This is a genomic window from Nocardia sp. NPDC004582 (assembly GCF_053602115.1).
The window spans coordinates 101,631-116,556 of the sequence record NZ_JBSGCY010000003.1 but is presented as its reverse complement, the minus strand read 5'-3'; the positions used below and the strand labels follow the sequence as shown (position 1 = coordinate 116,556).

General features: G+C 69.4%; 17 protein-coding genes. 7 read left to right on the top strand and 10 right to left on the bottom strand.

Features of this window, described 5'->3' with window-relative positions; all coding sequences use genetic code 11:
- Nucleotides 1-4: 4 nt before the first annotated feature.
- From ACWELJ_RS01930 to ACWELJ_RS01915, 4 genes are read right to left on the bottom strand one after another with little or no spacing between them, the layout of a single operon-like run.
- A complete protein-coding gene (locus ACWELJ_RS01930) occupies nucleotides 5-1,489 on the bottom strand; it encodes a long-chain-fatty-acid--CoA ligase (RefSeq protein WP_452364292.1) in 1,485 nt (494 codons plus the stop codon).
- 29 nt (nucleotides 1,490-1,518) lie between these two features.
- Nucleotides 1,519-2,676, bottom strand: a complete 1,158-nt coding sequence (locus ACWELJ_RS01925) for an acyl-CoA dehydrogenase family protein (protein WP_452364291.1) — start codon at nucleotides 2,674-2,676, stop codon at nucleotides 1,519-1,521.
- 18 nt (nucleotides 2,677-2,694) lie between these two features.
- Nucleotides 2,695-3,444: a 3-oxoacyl-ACP reductase FabG gene (gene fabG / locus ACWELJ_RS01920; RefSeq protein WP_452364290.1), complete on the bottom strand. Its 750-nt coding sequence runs from the start codon at nucleotides 3,442-3,444 to the stop codon at nucleotides 2,695-2,697.
- A gap of 24 nt (nucleotides 3,445-3,468) precedes the next feature.
- Nucleotides 3,469-4,620, bottom strand: a complete 1,152-nt coding sequence (locus ACWELJ_RS01915; RefSeq protein WP_452364289.1) for an acyl-CoA dehydrogenase family protein — start codon at nucleotides 4,618-4,620, stop codon at nucleotides 3,469-3,471.
- A 143-nt stretch (nucleotides 4,621-4,763) separates the two neighbouring features.
- Here ACWELJ_RS01915 and ACWELJ_RS01910 point away from each other — a divergent pair, with 143 nt between their 5' ends.
- Nucleotides 4,764-5,441: a TetR/AcrR family transcriptional regulator gene (locus ACWELJ_RS01910; RefSeq protein ID WP_387307652.1), complete on the top strand. Its 678-nt coding sequence runs from the start codon at nucleotides 4,764-4,766 to the stop codon at nucleotides 5,439-5,441.
- Nucleotides 5,442-5,530: 89 nt separating this feature from the next.
- Nucleotides 5,531-6,610 (top strand): alkaline phosphatase family protein, encoded by a 1,080-nt coding sequence (locus tag ACWELJ_RS01905; RefSeq protein WP_452364288.1) that lies wholly within the window; start codon nucleotides 5,531-5,533, stop codon nucleotides 6,608-6,610.
- A gap of 66 nt (nucleotides 6,611-6,676) precedes the next feature.
- On the opposite strand, the gene ACWELJ_RS01900 is transcribed toward ACWELJ_RS01905, so the two are convergent.
- Nucleotides 6,677-7,279, bottom strand: coding sequence for a dihydrofolate reductase family protein (locus ACWELJ_RS01900; RefSeq protein WP_452364287.1), 603 nt, complete (start codon nucleotides 7,277-7,279; stop codon nucleotides 6,677-6,679).
- Nucleotides 7,280-7,481: 202 nt separating this feature from the next.
- Between ACWELJ_RS01900 and ACWELJ_RS01895 the strand changes: the two genes are divergently transcribed.
- The 3 genes from ACWELJ_RS01895 (at nucleotide 7,482) to ACWELJ_RS01885 (ending at nucleotide 8,754) form a co-directional block, all read left to right on the top strand.
- A complete protein-coding gene (locus tag ACWELJ_RS01895) occupies nucleotides 7,482-7,628 on the top strand; it encodes a hypothetical protein (protein WP_452364286.1) in 147 nt (48 codons plus the stop codon).
- 144 nt (nucleotides 7,629-7,772) lie between these two features.
- Entirely contained in the window at nucleotides 7,773-8,276 is a 504-nt protein-coding gene (locus ACWELJ_RS01890; RefSeq protein ID WP_452364285.1) for a DUF2231 domain-containing protein, read from the top strand.
- 34 nt (nucleotides 8,277-8,310) lie between these two features.
- Nucleotides 8,311-8,754 (top strand): hypothetical protein, encoded by a 444-nt coding sequence (locus ACWELJ_RS01885; RefSeq protein WP_452364284.1) that lies wholly within the window; start codon nucleotides 8,311-8,313, stop codon nucleotides 8,752-8,754.
- 67 nt (nucleotides 8,755-8,821) lie between these two features.
- Here the strand turns inward: ACWELJ_RS01885 and ACWELJ_RS01880 are convergent, their stop codons facing one another.
- The gene (locus ACWELJ_RS01880) at nucleotides 8,822-9,664 is read right to left on the bottom strand and encodes an SDR family NAD(P)-dependent oxidoreductase (RefSeq protein ID WP_452364283.1); all 843 of its coding nucleotides are present in this window, start codon (nucleotides 9,662-9,664) and stop codon (nucleotides 8,822-8,824) included.
- Here ACWELJ_RS01880 and ACWELJ_RS01875 point away from each other — a divergent pair.
- Both ACWELJ_RS01875 and ACWELJ_RS01870 read left to right on the top strand, forming a co-directional pair.
- Nucleotides 9,608-10,585: a sensor histidine kinase gene (locus tag ACWELJ_RS01875; RefSeq protein ID WP_452364282.1), complete on the top strand. Its 978-nt coding sequence runs from the start codon at nucleotides 9,608-9,610 to the stop codon at nucleotides 10,583-10,585. The two genes, ACWELJ_RS01880 and ACWELJ_RS01875, sit on opposite strands and share 57 nt — an antisense overlap.
- The gene (locus ACWELJ_RS01870) at nucleotides 10,582-11,232 is read left to right on the top strand and encodes a response regulator (RefSeq protein WP_452364281.1); all 651 of its coding nucleotides are present in this window, start codon (nucleotides 10,582-10,584) and stop codon (nucleotides 11,230-11,232) included. Before ACWELJ_RS01875 ends, ACWELJ_RS01870 begins: the two co-directional genes overlap by 4 nt.
- 80 nt (nucleotides 11,233-11,312) lie before the next feature.
- On the opposite strand, the gene ACWELJ_RS01865 is transcribed toward ACWELJ_RS01870, so the two are convergent.
- The 4 genes from ACWELJ_RS01865 to ACWELJ_RS01850 all read right to left on the bottom strand — a co-directional run bounded on the left by ACWELJ_RS01865 (nucleotide 11,313) and on the right by ACWELJ_RS01850 (nucleotide 14,914).
- A complete protein-coding gene (locus tag ACWELJ_RS01865; RefSeq protein ID WP_452364280.1) occupies nucleotides 11,313-12,665 on the bottom strand; it encodes a TIGR03118 family protein in 1,353 nt (450 codons plus the stop codon).
- Nucleotides 12,666-12,757: 92 nt separating this feature from the next.
- Nucleotides 12,758-13,252, bottom strand: coding sequence for a nuclear transport factor 2 family protein (locus tag ACWELJ_RS01860; RefSeq protein WP_452364279.1), 495 nt, complete (start codon nucleotides 13,250-13,252; stop codon nucleotides 12,758-12,760).
- A gap of 13 nt (nucleotides 13,253-13,265) precedes the next feature.
- Complete coding sequence (locus ACWELJ_RS01855; RefSeq protein WP_452364321.1) at nucleotides 13,266-14,099, bottom strand: TIGR03619 family F420-dependent LLM class oxidoreductase; 834 nt, start codon at nucleotides 14,097-14,099, stop codon at nucleotides 13,266-13,268.
- 2 nt (nucleotides 14,100-14,101) lie between these two features.
- The gene (locus ACWELJ_RS01850) at nucleotides 14,102-14,914 is read right to left on the bottom strand and encodes an SDR family NAD(P)-dependent oxidoreductase (protein ID WP_452364278.1); all 813 of its coding nucleotides are present in this window, start codon (nucleotides 14,912-14,914) and stop codon (nucleotides 14,102-14,104) included.
- Between the last annotated feature and the right edge of the window lie 12 nt (nucleotides 14,915-14,926).

The following is a 14,926-nucleotide window of genomic DNA, read 5'->3' as shown; positions in this document are numbered from 1 at the left end:
CCCTTCAGACGTAGCGCTGCTTGAGTTCGCGTTTCAGAATCTTGTGGGTCGGCCCCATCGGCAGTTCGGTCACGAACTCCACCCGCCGCGGGTACTTGTACCGGGCCACATGCTCTTTCGCGTAGGCGATGACGTCCTCGGCGGTGAGCGGACCGGACGGCACGACGACCGCCAGGATCTCCTCCCCGTAGTTCTCGTCCGGCACCCCGATCACCGCGACCTGCGAGATGTCGGGGTGCCGCAGCAGTGCGGCCTCGACCTCGGTCGGATACACGTTGAACCCGCCGCGGATGATCATCTCCTTGATCCGGTCCACGATCCGCAGGTAGCCGTCCTCGTCCTTGACCCCGAGGTCGCCGGTGCGGAACCAGCCGTCCACCATCACTTCCGCCGTGGCGTCGGGCCGTCCGGTGTAGCCGCCGAACACATTGTGGCCGCGGATCACGACCTCGCCGATGGTCCCGGCGGGTTGCAGGTCGATGCGTTCGCGGACGGCGGCGTCGGCGATCTCGACGTCGACGCCCCACACCGGATGCCCGACGGTCCCGGTCTCGGGGCCGAGCAGCGGCTGGTTCACCGTCGCGGTGGGCGAGGTCTCCGACAGCCCGTAGCCCTCGAGAATGTGTGCGCCGTAGACCTTCTCGAATTCCTCGATGACGACCGGCGGCATGGCGGCCCCGCCGCTGATGCACAGCCGCAGCCGCGGCAGCGCGGGCGCGTCCTTCGCGGCGTCGAGCAGCCCGTGATACATGGTCGGCACGCCGTGGAAGGTGTTGACGTTCTCCCGCACCATGAGCTCGATGGCCTGTGCGGCATCGAATCTCGGCATGAGCACCAGGGTCGCGCCGAGCCGCCAGTGCGAGTTCATGGACACGGTCTGCCCGAACACGTGGAACAGCGGCAGCGCGCCGAGCGCGATGTCCTCGCGCTTGACCTCGTTGGCGTCGAAGGCATTCACCGTCGCGCACATGACCATATTGAGGTGGCTGAGCTCCGCGCCCTTGGGGCGGCCGGTGGTGCCGCTGGTGTAGAACACGACGGCGGTGTCGAGCGGACCGCGCGCGACGAACGCCGGAATCGCCCCGCCGGACAGCTCTTTCGGACTCACGCAGTCGATCCCGACGCGAGTCGCCGCCTCCTTGCCGACGGCTTCGACCATCGGATGACACACCATCAGCTTGGCCCCGCTGTCGCGCAGCACGTATTCGGCCTCGTCGGCGGTGAGCAGCAGATGCACCGGCACCACGGTCGCGCCCGCCGCCAGGATGGCGAAGTAGGCGCGCGGGAAGTCGGCGGTATTGGGCCCCATGAGCGCGACCCGGTCCCCCGGCCGCACCCCGAGTTCGATGAGCGCCCCGGCCTGTTCGCGGGCCTGCCGCCACAGGTCGCGGAAGGTGATGCGCTGCTCGCCCTCGATGAGGGCGAGATGGTCGGGCCGCCGCCATGCCGGTTCGGCGAGGATGCTGGCCAGGGAGAGAGTCGCGTTCATGGAGACCTCGGATTCGATCGGGTGCGGGCCTAGAGCCCCATGTCCTTGGCGATGATCATCTTCATCACCTCGCTGGTGCCGCCGTAGATCCGATTCACCCGGTTGTCGGCGTAGAGGCGGGCGATCGGGTACTCGTTGATGAACCCGTACCCGCCGTGCAGCTGCAGACACCGGTCGATGACGCGGTGGGCGACCTCGGTGCAGAACAGCTTGGCCGAGGCGGCGTCGGCGGCGGTGAGGGTGCCGTTGTCGAGGGCGTCGAGGGCGCGGTCGACCACGGCCTCGGCGGCGTCGACCTCGGCCTGGCAGGCGGCGAGCTCGAACTTGGTGTTCTGGAAGCTGGCGACCGGCTGCCCGAAGACATTGCGCTGCCGGGTGTATTCCTTGGCGAACCGGATGGCGGCCTTGGCCTGCGCGTACGCGCCGACCGCGATGGAGGCCCGCTCCTGGGGCAGGTTCTGGCCCAGGTAGGAGAAGCCCTTGTGCTCCTCGCCCAGCAGGTCCTCGACCGGCACCTCGACGTCGGTGAAATTGAGTTCTGCGGTGTCGGAGACCTTCAACCCGAGCTTGTCGAGCTTGCGGCCGACGGTGTAGCCCGCCGACTTGGTGTCCACCGCGAACAGCGAGATGCCGTGGCGGCGATCGCCTTCGGCGGGCGCGGCGGTGCGGGCGCACACGATGACGCGGTCGGCGAGCACGCCGCCGGTGATGAAGGTCTTGGACCCGTTGAGCACGTAATGCGTGCCGTCCTCGGACAGCTTTGCCGTGGTGCGCATTCCGGCGAGGTCGGAGCCGGTGCCGGGCTCGGTCATGGCGATGGCGAACATGATCTCGCCGGTGACGAACCCGGGCAGCCAGCGCTGCTTCTGCTCCGCGGTGGCCAGGTTCTTCAGGTACGGCAGGCACAGGCCCACATGCACCCCGGACCCGCCGAAGGACACCGCCGCCCGCGCGCACTCCTCCATCAGAATGGCCTGGAACTTGAACGATTCGATGCCCGCGCCGCCGTACTCCTCGGGCACCTCGATACCGAAGACGCCGAGTTCGCCCAGCTTGTAATAGAAGTCGCGCGGCGCGATCCCGGCGGCGTACCACTGCTCGTAGACCGGCACGACCTCCGATTCGATGAAGGCGCGCACGGTCTCGCGGAAGGCGTCGTGGTCTTTGTCGAAAACTGTTCTCTGCATGGGAAATCTCTCTCGCGATTAAAGGCGGCGGCCGCCGTCGACATAGATGGTCTGGCCGGTGACGAACGAGGCGTCGTCGGAGACCAGGAACGACACCACATTGGCGATGTCGGCGGGCTCGCCCACCCGGCGCAGCGGCGTGATCTTGGCGGCCTCGGCGCGGAACTCCTCGGGCGAGACGCCTACCCGCGCGGCGGTGGCGTCGGTCATCTCGGTGACGATGAACCCGGGCGCGACGGCGTTGACATTGATGCCGAACGGCCCCAATTCCATGGCGAGCGTGCGGGTCAGACCCTGGATGCCCATCTTGGCGGCCGAGTAGTTGGCCTGCCCGCGGGCCCCGAGCGCGGACACGCTCGAGGTGTTCACGATCTTGCCGGACTTCTGCTTCACCATGTACTTCTGCGCCTCGCGTGAGCACAGGAAGGCGCCCTTGAGGTGCACCGACATCACGATGTCCCAGTCGTCGACCGACATCTTGAACAGCAGGTTGTCGCGCAGCACGCCCGCGTTGTTGACCAGCACGTCGATCGAACCCAGTTCCGCGGCGATGCGTTCGAACGCGGCGGCGACCTGGGCTTCGTCGGTGACGTTGCAGCCCACCGCGATCGCGGTGCCGCCCGCGGCGGCGATGGCGTCCACGGCGTCCTTGCAGGCGGCCTCGTCGAGATCGACGATGGCGACGGCGAATCCGTCGGCGGCCAGGCGGGCGGCGGTGCCCGCGCCGATTCCGCGGGCGGCGCCGGTGACGACTGCGACTTTCGACATCTGGGTATCTCCCTGTGTGAGTGGTCAGTTGAAGGCGTTCACGCCGGTGAGAGCGCGGCCGATGAGCAGTTTCTGGATCTGGCTGGTGCCCTCGTAGAGGGTGAGGACACGCGCGTCGCGCAGGTATTTCGCGACCGGGTACTCGTCGATGTAGCCGTAGCCGCCGAACACCTGGATGGCGTTGTTGGCGGCCTTGACCGCGGCCTCGCTGGCGAAGAGTTTGGCGACCGAGGCCTCGGTGCCGAACGGTTTGCCCTTCTCCACCAGGTCCGCGACCCGCCAGGTGAGCAGCCGCGCCGCCTCCACGTCGACGGCGATGTCCGAGATCAGTTCCTGGACCAGCTGATACGCGGCGATCGGCTGGCCGAACTGCTCGCGCTGCCCGGCGTATCGCACCGATTCCTCCAGGCAGCCGCGCGCGACGCCGACGCAGCCGGCGGCCACGCCCATGCGGCCCTTGTCGAGGGCGGCCATGGCGATCTTGAAGCCCTGGCCGAGGTCGCCGAGCCGCTGGGCGTCGGGCACCCGGACCTGGTCGAGGACCAGCTCCGCGGTGGCCTGGCCGCGCAGCCCGAGCTTGCCCTTGATCTCGGTGCGGGTGAAGCCGGGCGCGTCGGTGGGCACCAGGAACGCCGTGACGCCCTTGGGGCCGGGTCCGCCGGTGCGCGCGAAGATGATGGCGACATCGGCCCAGGTGCCGTTGGTGATGAAGATCTTGGTGCCGGACAGCAGCCAATCCTCGCCGTCCGCAACGGCTTTGGTGATCAGGCTGCCCGCGTCCGAGCCGGTGCCGGGTTCGGTGAGCCCGAAGCAGCCCAGCGCCTGTCCGGCGCACAGCCGCGGCAGCCATTCCCGTTTCTGCGCCTCGGTGCCGTAGGTCTTGATCGACTTCGACACCAGGCCCAGCGACACCGACACGATGCCGCGCACCGAGCTGTCGCCGCGGCCGAGTTCCTCGAGCAGCAGGCAGTAGTCCAGGGCGGTGCCGCCGGAGCCGCCGTACTCCTCGGGGATCTCGATGCCGAGGAAGCCCATGTCGCCGAGCTTGCCGACGATGGCGGTGTCCACCGATTCGGCCCGGTCCCAGGCGGCGGCGTACGGGACGACTTCCTTGTCGACCCAGGCGCGGGCCAGTTCGCGCAGTTCGCGCTGCGACTCGCCGAGTTCGAAGTCCATGGTTGCGATAGCTCCTAACCAAACGTTGTTAGGTTTATGGCTCGACCGTATCCTAACAGCGTTCGGTTTATCAAGGATCCGGTGATAGGTTCGAGAGCCACCGGAGTGCCACCGGTGTCACCGGACCCCAGGAGGTGAGCCGCATGGCCAGGCCGAAAGTGCCGCTGCTGAGCCGCGAACGCATTCGCGACGCCGCGCTGACCCTGATCGACCGCGACGGGCTCGCCGAACTGTCCATGCGCAAACTCGCCGCCGAGCTGGGGGTGCAGGCCGCCTCGCTCTACACCCACTACCCCACCAAGGACGCCGTCCTCGACGACATCGGCGGCATGCTCATGTCCCGAGTCGACGCGTCGTCCTTCGATCGGGGCTGGCGTATCGGCATCACCCACTGGGCCCACTCCTACCGCGACGCCCTGGTCCGCCACCCCAATTTCGTCGCCTACCTGGCCGCGGGCCCCGGCACCCGGGACGAGAATCTGCGCACCGCCGACGCCGTCCACGGTGGTCTGGTCGCCGCGGGCTGGCCGCCGCGCGACGCCACCAATATCGGTGCGGCCACCCGCTACCTGGTCATGGGCGCCACCATGGGCTCGTTCTCGCGCGGCTTCGTCGACGATGTGCAGGTCTACCGGGACCGGTACCCGCATCTGGAGCAGGCCCACCTCCTGCGCGCCAAGGCCGACGAAATCGACGCGGAGAGTTTCGAATTGGCGCTGTCCGCCTTCCTCGACGGCCTGCAACTGCGCTTCGACGCGATCGAGCGGGAGCGAGCCCGCCGACGGCAGTCACGCTCGAACCCCCGCGCCGACCAGAAATGAGACCCGCGTGAGTTTCACTCCGCGAGACAGTTCTGGTCGATTGTCCGAATTTGCTGCGGAAGTGCCGCACCCACGCTAGGTTGCCGCGCATGTCTGGTACTCGTGCATGGGTGGCCGCCGCCGCGCTGGCCGCGCTCCCGCTGGCGTCGGCCGCCCCGGCTACGGCCGCTCCCGTGGTGAACAAGGTCGTGGTGATCGGCATCGACGGCACCCTGTGGAGCGAGGTGCAGGCGGCGAACGCCCCGAACCTGGGCCTGCTCGCCGCGCAGGGCACCTTGGCCCGGACCTCGATCGCCCCGCACACCACCATGTCCTGCGTGTCGTGGGCGACGGCGCTCACCGGCGTGTGGGACACCAAGCACGGCATCAAGGACAACGACGCCACCTGCAACCCCACGCCCTTCGCGCAGTATCCGACGGTGTTCACACAGTTGGAGCGCTACCAGCCGAGTCTGGCGACGGCGTCGCTGGGCACCTGGGACAAGATCGGCATGATCGCGCGGACCGGAAGCCCGGCGGCGGACAAGGTGTCGGTGACGCAGGTCGATCCGACCGGCGCGGGAGTCTGTGAGACGACGGCGGATTCGGCCGCAGCGGCGAAGGTGGTGTCCTCGATCACCGACGACGGCGCCGATTTCACCTTCACCCATCTCGATCAGGTCGATATCGTCGGCCACACGCTGCGCGGGGTCTGGCCGCAGGCCTACCGCGACGCCATCGGCCGGGTGGACACCCTCGTCGGCGCCATCACCAAGGCGGTGGATGACCGGGCCCGCACGCACGCCGACGAGCGCTGGACGATTCTGGTGACCACCGATCACGGCCACAAGCCCGAGGGCGGGCACGGCGGTCAGAGCGCCTACGAGACAGCGAGTTTCGTGATCGCGCGCGGCCCCGACTTCGCCGCGGGCGCCCAGAACAACGGCTACGCGCTGGCCGACATCACCCCGACGGTGCTGGATCTGCTGGGCGCCCCGGCGGATCCGAACTCCGACGGCCGGTCCATGCGCCTGGGCGGTTCGGGCGATCCCGCCGCGACTCCGCCGAACACGCCCGCCCTCGAGTCGGGTCTCACCGGGTCGTCGTCGGGTTCGGCGCAGATGCTCATGGTCAACAACCCGCTGTGCCTGGTCGCCAGCGGCTCGGCCGGCGGCTCCTACGGCAAGTAGGCCGCTCGACGTCGACAAGCCGGTCCCGGGACGGTGCCCGGGACCGGCTTTCGCGTCGGTGGGCGCTCAGGAGATGAGCCCCGCCGCGTCCGCGTATCCCGCGGGAGCGGGCTCCTCGGCGGGCCCGTACACCATGTGCACCACTCCGGTCTTGAACGGCGTGGCCGAGATCAGCCGCAGCGGAATGGAATTCCCCTCGTCGAACAGCCGCACCCCGCCGTTGCGCAATGCCACCGGATGCACCAGCAGATGCAGCTCGTCCACCAGTCCGGCGGCCAGCAACTGCACCACCACCGACGGCGACCCGCTCATCGCGATGTCCCCGCCCGCTTCCGCCTTGAGCGCCGCGACGCCCTCGACCAGATCGCCGCGCAGCTGCTCGGAGTTCCGCCAGGTGAACTCCAGTTCCCGGTGCGAGGCCACGACCTTGCGCATATCCCCGAGCGCCTTCGCGAATCCGGCGTCCTCGCCGCCCGCGGCCTCCCGCTCGGGCCACGCGCCCGCGAACCCCTCGTAGGTGGCCCGCCCGAACACCAGCGTGTCCGCCCCGGCGATCTGAGCCGAAACCGCTTCCCCCATCTCGTCATTGAAGTACGGGAAGTGCCAGTCCTGGGGCTCCGCCACGATCCCGTCGAGCGAAATGAACAGTCCCGCCGTTACCTTGCGCATCAGTGTGCTCCTTGCCGATCCGTAGTCGAATGTCTCGCGCGCTTATCCGATACGACGGCGCCCCCGCCCGATTCTCATCGCTCCCTGCCCAATTCCCCCCGATATCTCCCCGAGCGCCCCACCACCGCCACCACGCCGCCCATCCCATGGTGCGCCCGCCGCGACCCCTTCTACGGTTGAATCCCGACCTGTGGAGCCCAACGTGAAGCGCCTGCTCTTCCTGGCCGCTGCGGTCATCTTCGCCGCATCCACCTACACCTACGCCATCTCCCCCGGGCATTACGGCGCAGTCATCGCCGGCGGCGCGGTCCTCACCCTCTGGTTCGTCGGCAAGGCCATGGACTCCTGAACCGTCCGGCCATCGCCGCCCGGCCAGGGTGGGTCCTTGGCATGGAAGTGCTGGTCAGGCGATTCACGACAGCGCCGATCGTGATCTCCCGGCGGGAACGGGTATGCGGCAGGTAGTCCTGCTCGACCTGGCTGGGAGGTTGCCATGACCGCTGATCCGCAGCGGGCGAAGCGTCCGGTGAGTGCGGCGCTGGCCGGGCCCTACGGCCATCCGTTCCATCCGATCCTGGTCACCGTGCCCATCGGGGCGTGGGTGGCGAGCGTGGTCTTCGACCTGGCCTCACACGTGGCCGGGGATCCGGACGCGTTGGCGTACGGCGCGCGGTGGCTGATCGCCATCGGCGTGCTGGGCGCGCTGGCCGCGGCGACCGTCGGGTTCCTGGATTTCCTGGCCATTCCGGCCGGCACCCCGGCCTTCCGCGTCGGATCGACGCACCTGAGCCTGAATCTCGCGGTGACGGTGGCGTTCGCCCTGGATTTCTGGTGGCGCGGCACGCCGGACGGCGCGGTGCCGGCCGGCCCGCTGGTGCTGTCGCTCGTGGCGCTGGCGACGTTGTCGGTCTCCGGCTATCTCGGCGGCAAACTCGCCTACCGCTATGGCGTCCGGGTCGCCGGCGAAACCACCCAGGCGGAGGGTTTCCGCCGTTGAATCCCCATCCCTTCGCCTTCGACAGGAGTAAGTCATGGCCATCGCGGCACTGATCACCTGGCTGCTCACCGCAGCGGGCGGCTTCGTCCTGCTCGGCACCTGGATCGCCAAAGGCGGTGTGCGCGAACCGCGTACCAGCCACCTGCCCCCGCCCGTCATCTTCGGCCACTTCCTGCTGGCCGCGATCGGGCTGGTGCTGTGGATCGTCTACCTGGTCGTCGATTCCGAGGCCCTGGCCTGGGTCGCCTTCGGGTTCCTGGTGCCGGTGGCGGCGCTCGGCTTCGTGATGCTGTTCCGCTGGCTGCCGGTCTACCGGGCCGCACGCACCGCCGACGCGGAACCGGCCCCGATATCGATCCCGGCGGGGGAACCGGCGGAACGCCACTTCCCCGTTCTGATCGTCGGCGGCCACGGCCTGTTCGCCGTGATCACCGTCGTCCTGGTGCTGCTCACCGCGCTGGGCGTCGGGGCGAGCTGATCCGGGAACGATGCGGGCCCCGGATCCGGATCGGCTCGGGGCCCGGATATTTCGCGGCTTCCACTCGTCAGGCGTGCGCGGTCTTCCCACCGTCGATGACCAGTTGCGCGCCCGTGAGATACGGGAATTCCGGGGACGCCAAGGTCAGCGCGAAGGCCGCGATCTCCTCGGGCGTGGCCAGTCGGCCCAGGCCGGGCACATTCGACTTGGCCCACTGCTTCATGGCGACCCGGTAGGCGGCGTCGGGGAGGTGGCCGATCGGGCTGGCATCGCGCACCAGGTCGGTGTCGGTCGTTCCGGGCACCAGGGCGTTGACGCGAATCCCCTGGCCCGCGTAGTCCAATGCCGCGGACTGGACCAGACCGACCAGGCCGCGTTTGCTCGCCGTGTAGGCGGCCCGACCGGAATCGGTGGCCAGCGCATTGCTCGACGCGGTGACCACGATGGTTCCGCCACCACCTCGGATCATATGCGGGACTTCGTATTTCATGGCCAGGAAGCAGCCGCGCAGGTTGGTGTGCACGACGCGGTCGAACTCGTCGGCGCTGTACTCGTGCAGCGGCTTCTGAATGGTGATGCCCGCGTTGTTGAACGCGACATCGAGCCCGCCGTAGCGCTGCGCCGCGGCGTCGACGAAGTCGCGCACATCGGATTCGATGAGGACGTCGGCGCGCATGTAGGTGGCTTCACCGCCCGCCGCGCGAATCTCGCGCTCGACGGCACGGCCCCGGTCGACGCGGCGGCCGCAGAACGCGACCCGCGCCCCCTCGGCGGCGAACAACCGGGCCGCGGCGGCGCCGATCCCGGAGGCCTGTTCGCGGTCGCGGCGACAGGTCTCGGGGTGCGTCGCCCGATGACGGCCTCCCTGCTGACGACCGGACTGCTGGTTCTCGGCTTCGAATTCGGCCATACCGGACCGATTGTCGCGAAGGTCGCGGCGGCCTTCGCGCTCGCGGAGCTGACCGCTCGCCGTGGCGGCCGGCGCGCTCTGCTCGCGGCGGGCGGGCTGGGGGCGGCCTATCTGCTGCATCCGGTCGGAGGGACAGCGGTGATGGTGTACCGGGCGGTGGTGATGGCGGTGTTGCCGCTGTTCATCGGCGGTCTTCTGCACGCGGCGTGGGCGCGGGCCGAACAGTCCGCCCGCGAGGCCGGCGCGCTCGCGCGGCGCCGGGAGAGCGAGATCGCCACGGCCCGGGAGACCGAACGGACCGCCATCGCCCGCGAGCTCCACGACCTGATCGCCCACCATGTCTCCTCGACCGTGCTGCGGGTCGGGGTCGCCCGCCACGCGGTGCCCGACGCGCCGCCCGCGCTGCTGGAAGTGCTCGACGACATCCACGCGACCGGCAAGCAAACCCTCACCGATCTGCGGAAATTGGTGACGATCCTGCGAGATCCGGCGGGTGACGGCGCGTCGTTCCTGGCCCCGGCGGACCTGCCCGCCGCGCTCACCGAGACGGTCGAACGCGCCCGCCGCGGCGGCCTGGCCGTGACCGCGAATCTGGCCGCGGACGTCTCGGCCGTGGACGCGTTGCGCGCCCTGACCGTGCTGCGGCTGACGCAGGAGGGGCTGGCCAATGTCGTCAAACATGCCGGACCGGGGGCGAGCGTGTGGTTGACCATCTCCGTCGATGCGGACAACGACCTCGATTTCACCTTGCGGGACAACGGTTCTCCACGAACAGACCCGTCTCCCAGACCCGGAGGTGTCGGCCTGATCGGGCTGCGTGAGCGCGTCGCGCTGCTCGACGGCAGGTTCGACGCCGGACCGAACGGCTCCGGCTGGCGGATCACCGCCCGCCTCCCCCGGCGCATCGGCGCGACCGCATGACGATCCGCGTCCTCATCGTCGACGATCAGCGATTGGTCCGCGCGGGCCTGCGCATGCTGTGCCACACCGCCGATGACCTCGAGGTGATCGGCGAGGCCGCCGGCGGCTCCGATGCCGTGCGACTCGCCGCCGACACCACACCGGATGTCGTCCTGATGGACTTGCGCATGCCCGGCATGGACGGCATCCGCGCGACCGAACGCATCCTGGCCGCTCGCCCGTCCACCAAGGTGCTGGCCCTGACCACCTTCGACGACGACGATCACCTGTACCCGGCCCTGGCAGCCGGAGCCTGCGGATTCCTCGTCAAGGACGCCGCTCCCGCCGACCTGCTCGACGGCATCCGCCGCGCCGCGATCGGCGAGCGCCCGTTCTCCCCTGACGTGCTGCACCGCTTGGTCGAGTCAGCGGTGGCCGCGCGCTCCGACAGCGAAATCGGCACTCCCGCCGGGGTGTTCACGCTGACTCCTCGCGAGGCGGACGTGCTGGCCCTGCTCACCGAGGGCCTGTCCAACGCCGAGATCGCCGCCCGCCTGGTGCTGGGGGTGACCACCGTGAAAACCCACGTCACCAACCTGATGGCGAAGACCGGCTCCCCCAACCGCGTCCGCCTCGCCATCTACGGCCTGCGCCACGGCGCCCGCTGAGACCCCGGAAAAACTCGGGGACCCCCGGAAAAACTCGGGCCCCGAGCTGAGTTCAGCTCGGGGCCCGGAGGTTTCGCGGCTTACTTCAGCCGCAGGCTGCCGAAGAGGCCTTCCTTCTCGGAGTTCGGCCCGGCGGTGAAGTACAGCGCGTCGGCGTCGCCGAGGCTCTCCCCGTTGCCGAACATCAGGCCCCACAGTCCGTCGATCTCGGCGGGCTTGCCGTCGGCGTCGCGCAGGTAGTCCACGAACTTGCCGGACTGGTCGTCGAGCGCGAGGATGTGGCCGGCGCCGGCGAAGTTGCCGATCAGCAGCTTGCCCGCGAGCGGACCGAAGCCCTGGGGCGCGACGACGACGGCCCACGGCGCGTTGAGGCGGCCGTCGGCGTCGATGGTGCGAACCAGTTTGCCGTTCTTGTCGAATTCGGCGACCTGGCCCTTCTTGGCCTTGTTGCCGGCCTTCTGCTCCTGGTCCTTGTCGAGGGAGTCCTCTTCGCCGGCCTTGAGCTTGTTGGGGTCGCCGCCCTCGGCGCCGGTGATGGCGTAGGTGACGAAGACGCGGTCGCCGATGGTGGCGACATTGAACGGGGCCGGGTCGCCGACCTTGATCTTCTTGCCCTTGGACGCGTCTGCCGGGTCGACGGCGTCACCGGTGGCGAAGGGGTTGGCGAAACCGGTGGTGGGCACCAGCTTCCAGTCCTTGTCGAAGGTGCGGACCTGCGGGTCCTTGCCGAAGTCGGCGGCCAGCAGCTTGGTGCCGGAGGGGTCGAGAGCGATGCCCTTGAAGTTCATGCCCTGGGCCTGGCCGTCGAATTCGAGCACGGCGGGGCCGTCGTGGCGCACGATGGCGCCGCCGGGGGCCTGCTCGGTCCAGCCGGAGATCTTGCCGGAGTCGGTGGCGAAGATGAATCGCGCGGAGCCGGTGAGCTTCTCGTTCTTGCCGTCGTAGCTGACGGGCTGGTCCTTGACCGCGAAGATGTCGGAGGTGATGGGGGCCGGGTTGAAGACGACGCCGGTGGTCTTGCCCTCGCCCTCGTCGCCGTCCTCGTCCGGGATGGAGTCCGCGCCGGGGATGGTGACCAGCTCGAGCTGGTCCTGGAACATCTTCTGGTACTTCGCGTCCGGGGACTTGGTGACGTCGCCGACGAACTGGAAGGAGTAGCCGCCCGCGCCGACCCAGAAGTGGCCGCCCGCGCCCTTGGGCCGGTCCGCGATGCCCCAGGCGTTGATGAAGTTGGGGTCGGTGAACTGGGCCTTGTCGGAGGCCTTGTTGGAGGCGATGTTGACCTGGGCGTAATGGTTGCCGTCGAGGGCCTTCACATCGTCGGAGTCCGACTTCGTGCCGCTGCACGCCGCCGCCACGACCAGCGCCGCGCCCAGTGCGGACACCCGCAGCAGGGTCTTGCGGACCGGGGTACCGCTCGCTCGTCCGTTCATGTCAGTCCTTCCAACGAAACGCCCAGGTTCGGCGTTAGGTGACGCTAACCATATCTGGATGGAGCGACCCTGTCGTTAGGGGACCCTCATTTCTATTCGGAAGTGATATTCGCGCTGGTCCAGGGCGCGGACAGGAGTCCGCGCGCCGTATCGGAACCGTCCAGGACCCGGGTGACGCGGCGGGTGATCCGCCAGCCGTCCGGGGTGCGGGCGAGCCGGAAATGGTTGGCCCCGGCGCGCCAGACGAAGAACTCGCCGTCGCCGTGGCGGATCAGCAGGGATTCGCAGACGGCTTCGGCGGTGTCGCCGTCGACCGTGACCGCCGCCGGGCCCAGGAAATGCGCCGACCCGGCCGCGATCAGGGATTGATGCGCGGTCGAGTCGACCATGGCGCGCACGTCCTCGCGGCCGCGCATGTGCCAGCCCTCGACGTCGTATTCGCCGTCCTCGGTCCACAATTCGGCGACCTCGCCGGCGACCCCGGCGTCGACGAGCGGGCCGTAGGAGGCGATCAGCCGCGTGATGGCCAGCTCGTCCTCGAGGCGCAGCAGACGGGCTTCGAGGGCGGCGAGACGCTCGTCGGTCATGGGTGTCCTTCGGCTACTGGAGGTGGCGGTCCACGAGATCGCGCAGGGCGGCGAGTTGCTCGCAGTAGTGCCCGGCGTCGGTGGCCCGCACGGTGCAGGTCAGGTGGGTGGCGCCCGCGTCACGCAAGGCCGCGAGCCGGCGCAGCGAATCCGCTTCGTCGCCTTGCGGATCCAGCGGGACGCCGGGTGAGAGCACGATGTCGAAGCCCGCGGGGACGGTGACCGTGGCGAGCAGGCCGGCGATCTGGTCGGCCCGCAGCCCGAACGGCACCCACCCGGTGCCGAGCGTCACCGCCCGGCGCAGGGACCGGCGGGTGCGGCCACCGACCCAGATCGGCACCGCGTGGCCGATCGCGTGCGGTTCGATCACGAAGTCCTCGACCTCTTCCCGGCCCCAGGCTCGCTTCAGTCGGGCCAGCGCCGTGTCGGCGAGCGCGCCCCGGTCCTCCCAGGCCGCACCGAGCAACGCGAATTCCTCAGCGAGAGAACCGACTCCGACGCCGAGCACGACGCGGCCACCGCTCAGCCGGTCGAGGGTCCCGTAGCTCTTGGCCAGCGCCAGCGGATGGTGATATCCGAGCACCAGCACCGAGGTGGCCAGCCGGATCCGGCTGGTGTGCGCGGCCAGGTAGGACAGCGTCGCGAGTGGATCCCAATAGGTCGCGCCGCGCCCCGTGGCCGCCGCGGCGGGCACCCCGACGTGGTCGGCGCAGGTGAGGTGGTCGAACCCGAGTTCGTCGGCGGCCCTGGCGATCCGGGTCAGTTCCTCGGGCCCGGCCGTGGCCTCCCACGGTGACGCGATCCCCGGCACCTGCACGACGATGGGCGTGGACAGCCCGAGCCGCACCGTCATCGCGCCACCCGCTCCGGCAGTCCCATGAGCCGCCGCATCCCGCGGTCGGCGCGCAGCACCGCGGTCGCCCGATCCGGGTCGTTGCGCTGCGCGGCCCCGGCCTCATTGCCGGACATGATGTGGACCGGCCCCCGCCCCAGGTGTGAAAGTCCTTCGCGCGCCACGTCATCGGGTTCGGACACCGTCATGCCCGGCACGTCGAAGTTGAGTCCGACCCGTTCCATGGCGGGCGTCCGCGTCACCCCGAGCACCAATTCCAGGACATCGACCCCGTATTCGCCGAGCTCGAGCCACAGACTTTCGGCGAAGATCCGCCCGAACGCCTTCACCCCGCCGTACACGGTGTGATGCTGCGACCCCAGATATCCCGCCAGCGATCCGACCATCAGGATCCCGCCCCGGCCACGGGTTTTCATCCGCGCCCCGAAATGGTGGATCAGCCCGAGCGGCGCGGTGATATTCAAGTCGATGACCTGCTGGAACGCGGTCAGGTCCCCGTCCACGAACGGCGCGCTGTGAGTATTGGCCCCGGCATTGAGCACCAGCAGCCCGACCTCCACATCCTCGACCGCGGCCGCGATCCGCGCCACGGCGGCGGGGTCGGTCAGATCGGTGGCGAGCGTCCGCACCTCGACTCCGAGCGCCCGGCATTCCGCGGCCGTGGCCTGCAGCGGTTCGGCCCGCCGAGCCACCAGCAGCAGCGCGATCCCCGATCGCGCGAGTTCCATCGCGAACGACCGTCCGACCCCCTCCGATCCCCCGGTGATGACCGCCCACGGCCCATAACGCTGCGGGTCGACACCGCTCATAGCGACTCCCTC

Bases quoted from the DNA above. Each gene is read 5' to 3' on its own strand.
- ACWELJ_RS01925 (WP_452364291.1), bottom strand. From the start codon at position 2,676: ATGCAGAGAACAGTTTTCGACAAAGACCACGACGCCTTCCGCGAGACC.
- ACWELJ_RS01900 (WP_452364287.1), bottom strand. From the start codon at position 7,279: ATGCGCAAGGTAACGGCGGGACTGTTCATTTCGCTCGACGGGATCGTG.
- fabG (WP_452364290.1), bottom strand. From the start codon at position 3,444: ATGTCGAAAGTCGCAGTCGTCACCGGCGCCGCCCGCGGAATCGGCGCG.
- ACWELJ_RS01875 (WP_452364282.1), top strand. From the start codon at position 9,608: ATGACGGCCTCCCTGCTGACGACCGGACTGCTGGTTCTCGGCTTCGAA.
- ACWELJ_RS01865 (WP_452364280.1), bottom strand. From the start codon at position 12,665: ATGAACGGACGAGCGAGCGGTACCCCGGTCCGCAAGACCCTGCTGCGG.
- ACWELJ_RS01930 (WP_452364292.1), bottom strand. From the start codon at position 1,489: ATGAACGCGACTCTCTCCCTGGCCAGCATCCTCGCCGAACCGGCATGG.
- ACWELJ_RS01860 (WP_452364279.1), bottom strand. From the start codon at position 13,252: ATGACCGACGAGCGTCTCGCCGCCCTCGAAGCCCGTCTGCTGCGCCTC.
- ACWELJ_RS01880 (WP_452364283.1), bottom strand. From the start codon at position 9,664: ATGGCCGAATTCGAAGCCGAGAACCAGCAGTCCGGTCGTCAGCAGGGA.
- ACWELJ_RS01905 (WP_452364288.1), top strand. From the start codon at position 5,531: ATGTCTGGTACTCGTGCATGGGTGGCCGCCGCCGCGCTGGCCGCGCTC.
- ACWELJ_RS01885 (WP_452364284.1), top strand. From the start codon at position 8,311: ATGGCCATCGCGGCACTGATCACCTGGCTGCTCACCGCAGCGGGCGGC.
- ACWELJ_RS01850 (WP_452364278.1), bottom strand. From the start codon at position 14,914: ATGAGCGGTGTCGACCCGCAGCGTTATGGGCCGTGGGCGGTCATCACC.
- ACWELJ_RS01890 (WP_452364285.1), top strand. From the start codon at position 7,773: ATGACCGCTGATCCGCAGCGGGCGAAGCGTCCGGTGAGTGCGGCGCTG.
- ACWELJ_RS01915 (WP_452364289.1), bottom strand. From the start codon at position 4,620: ATGGACTTCGAACTCGGCGAGTCGCAGCGCGAACTGCGCGAACTGGCC.
- ACWELJ_RS01910 (WP_387307652.1), top strand. From the start codon at position 4,764: ATGGCCAGGCCGAAAGTGCCGCTGCTGAGCCGCGAACGCATTCGCGAC.
- ACWELJ_RS01870 (WP_452364281.1), top strand. From the start codon at position 10,582: ATGACGATCCGCGTCCTCATCGTCGACGATCAGCGATTGGTCCGCGCG.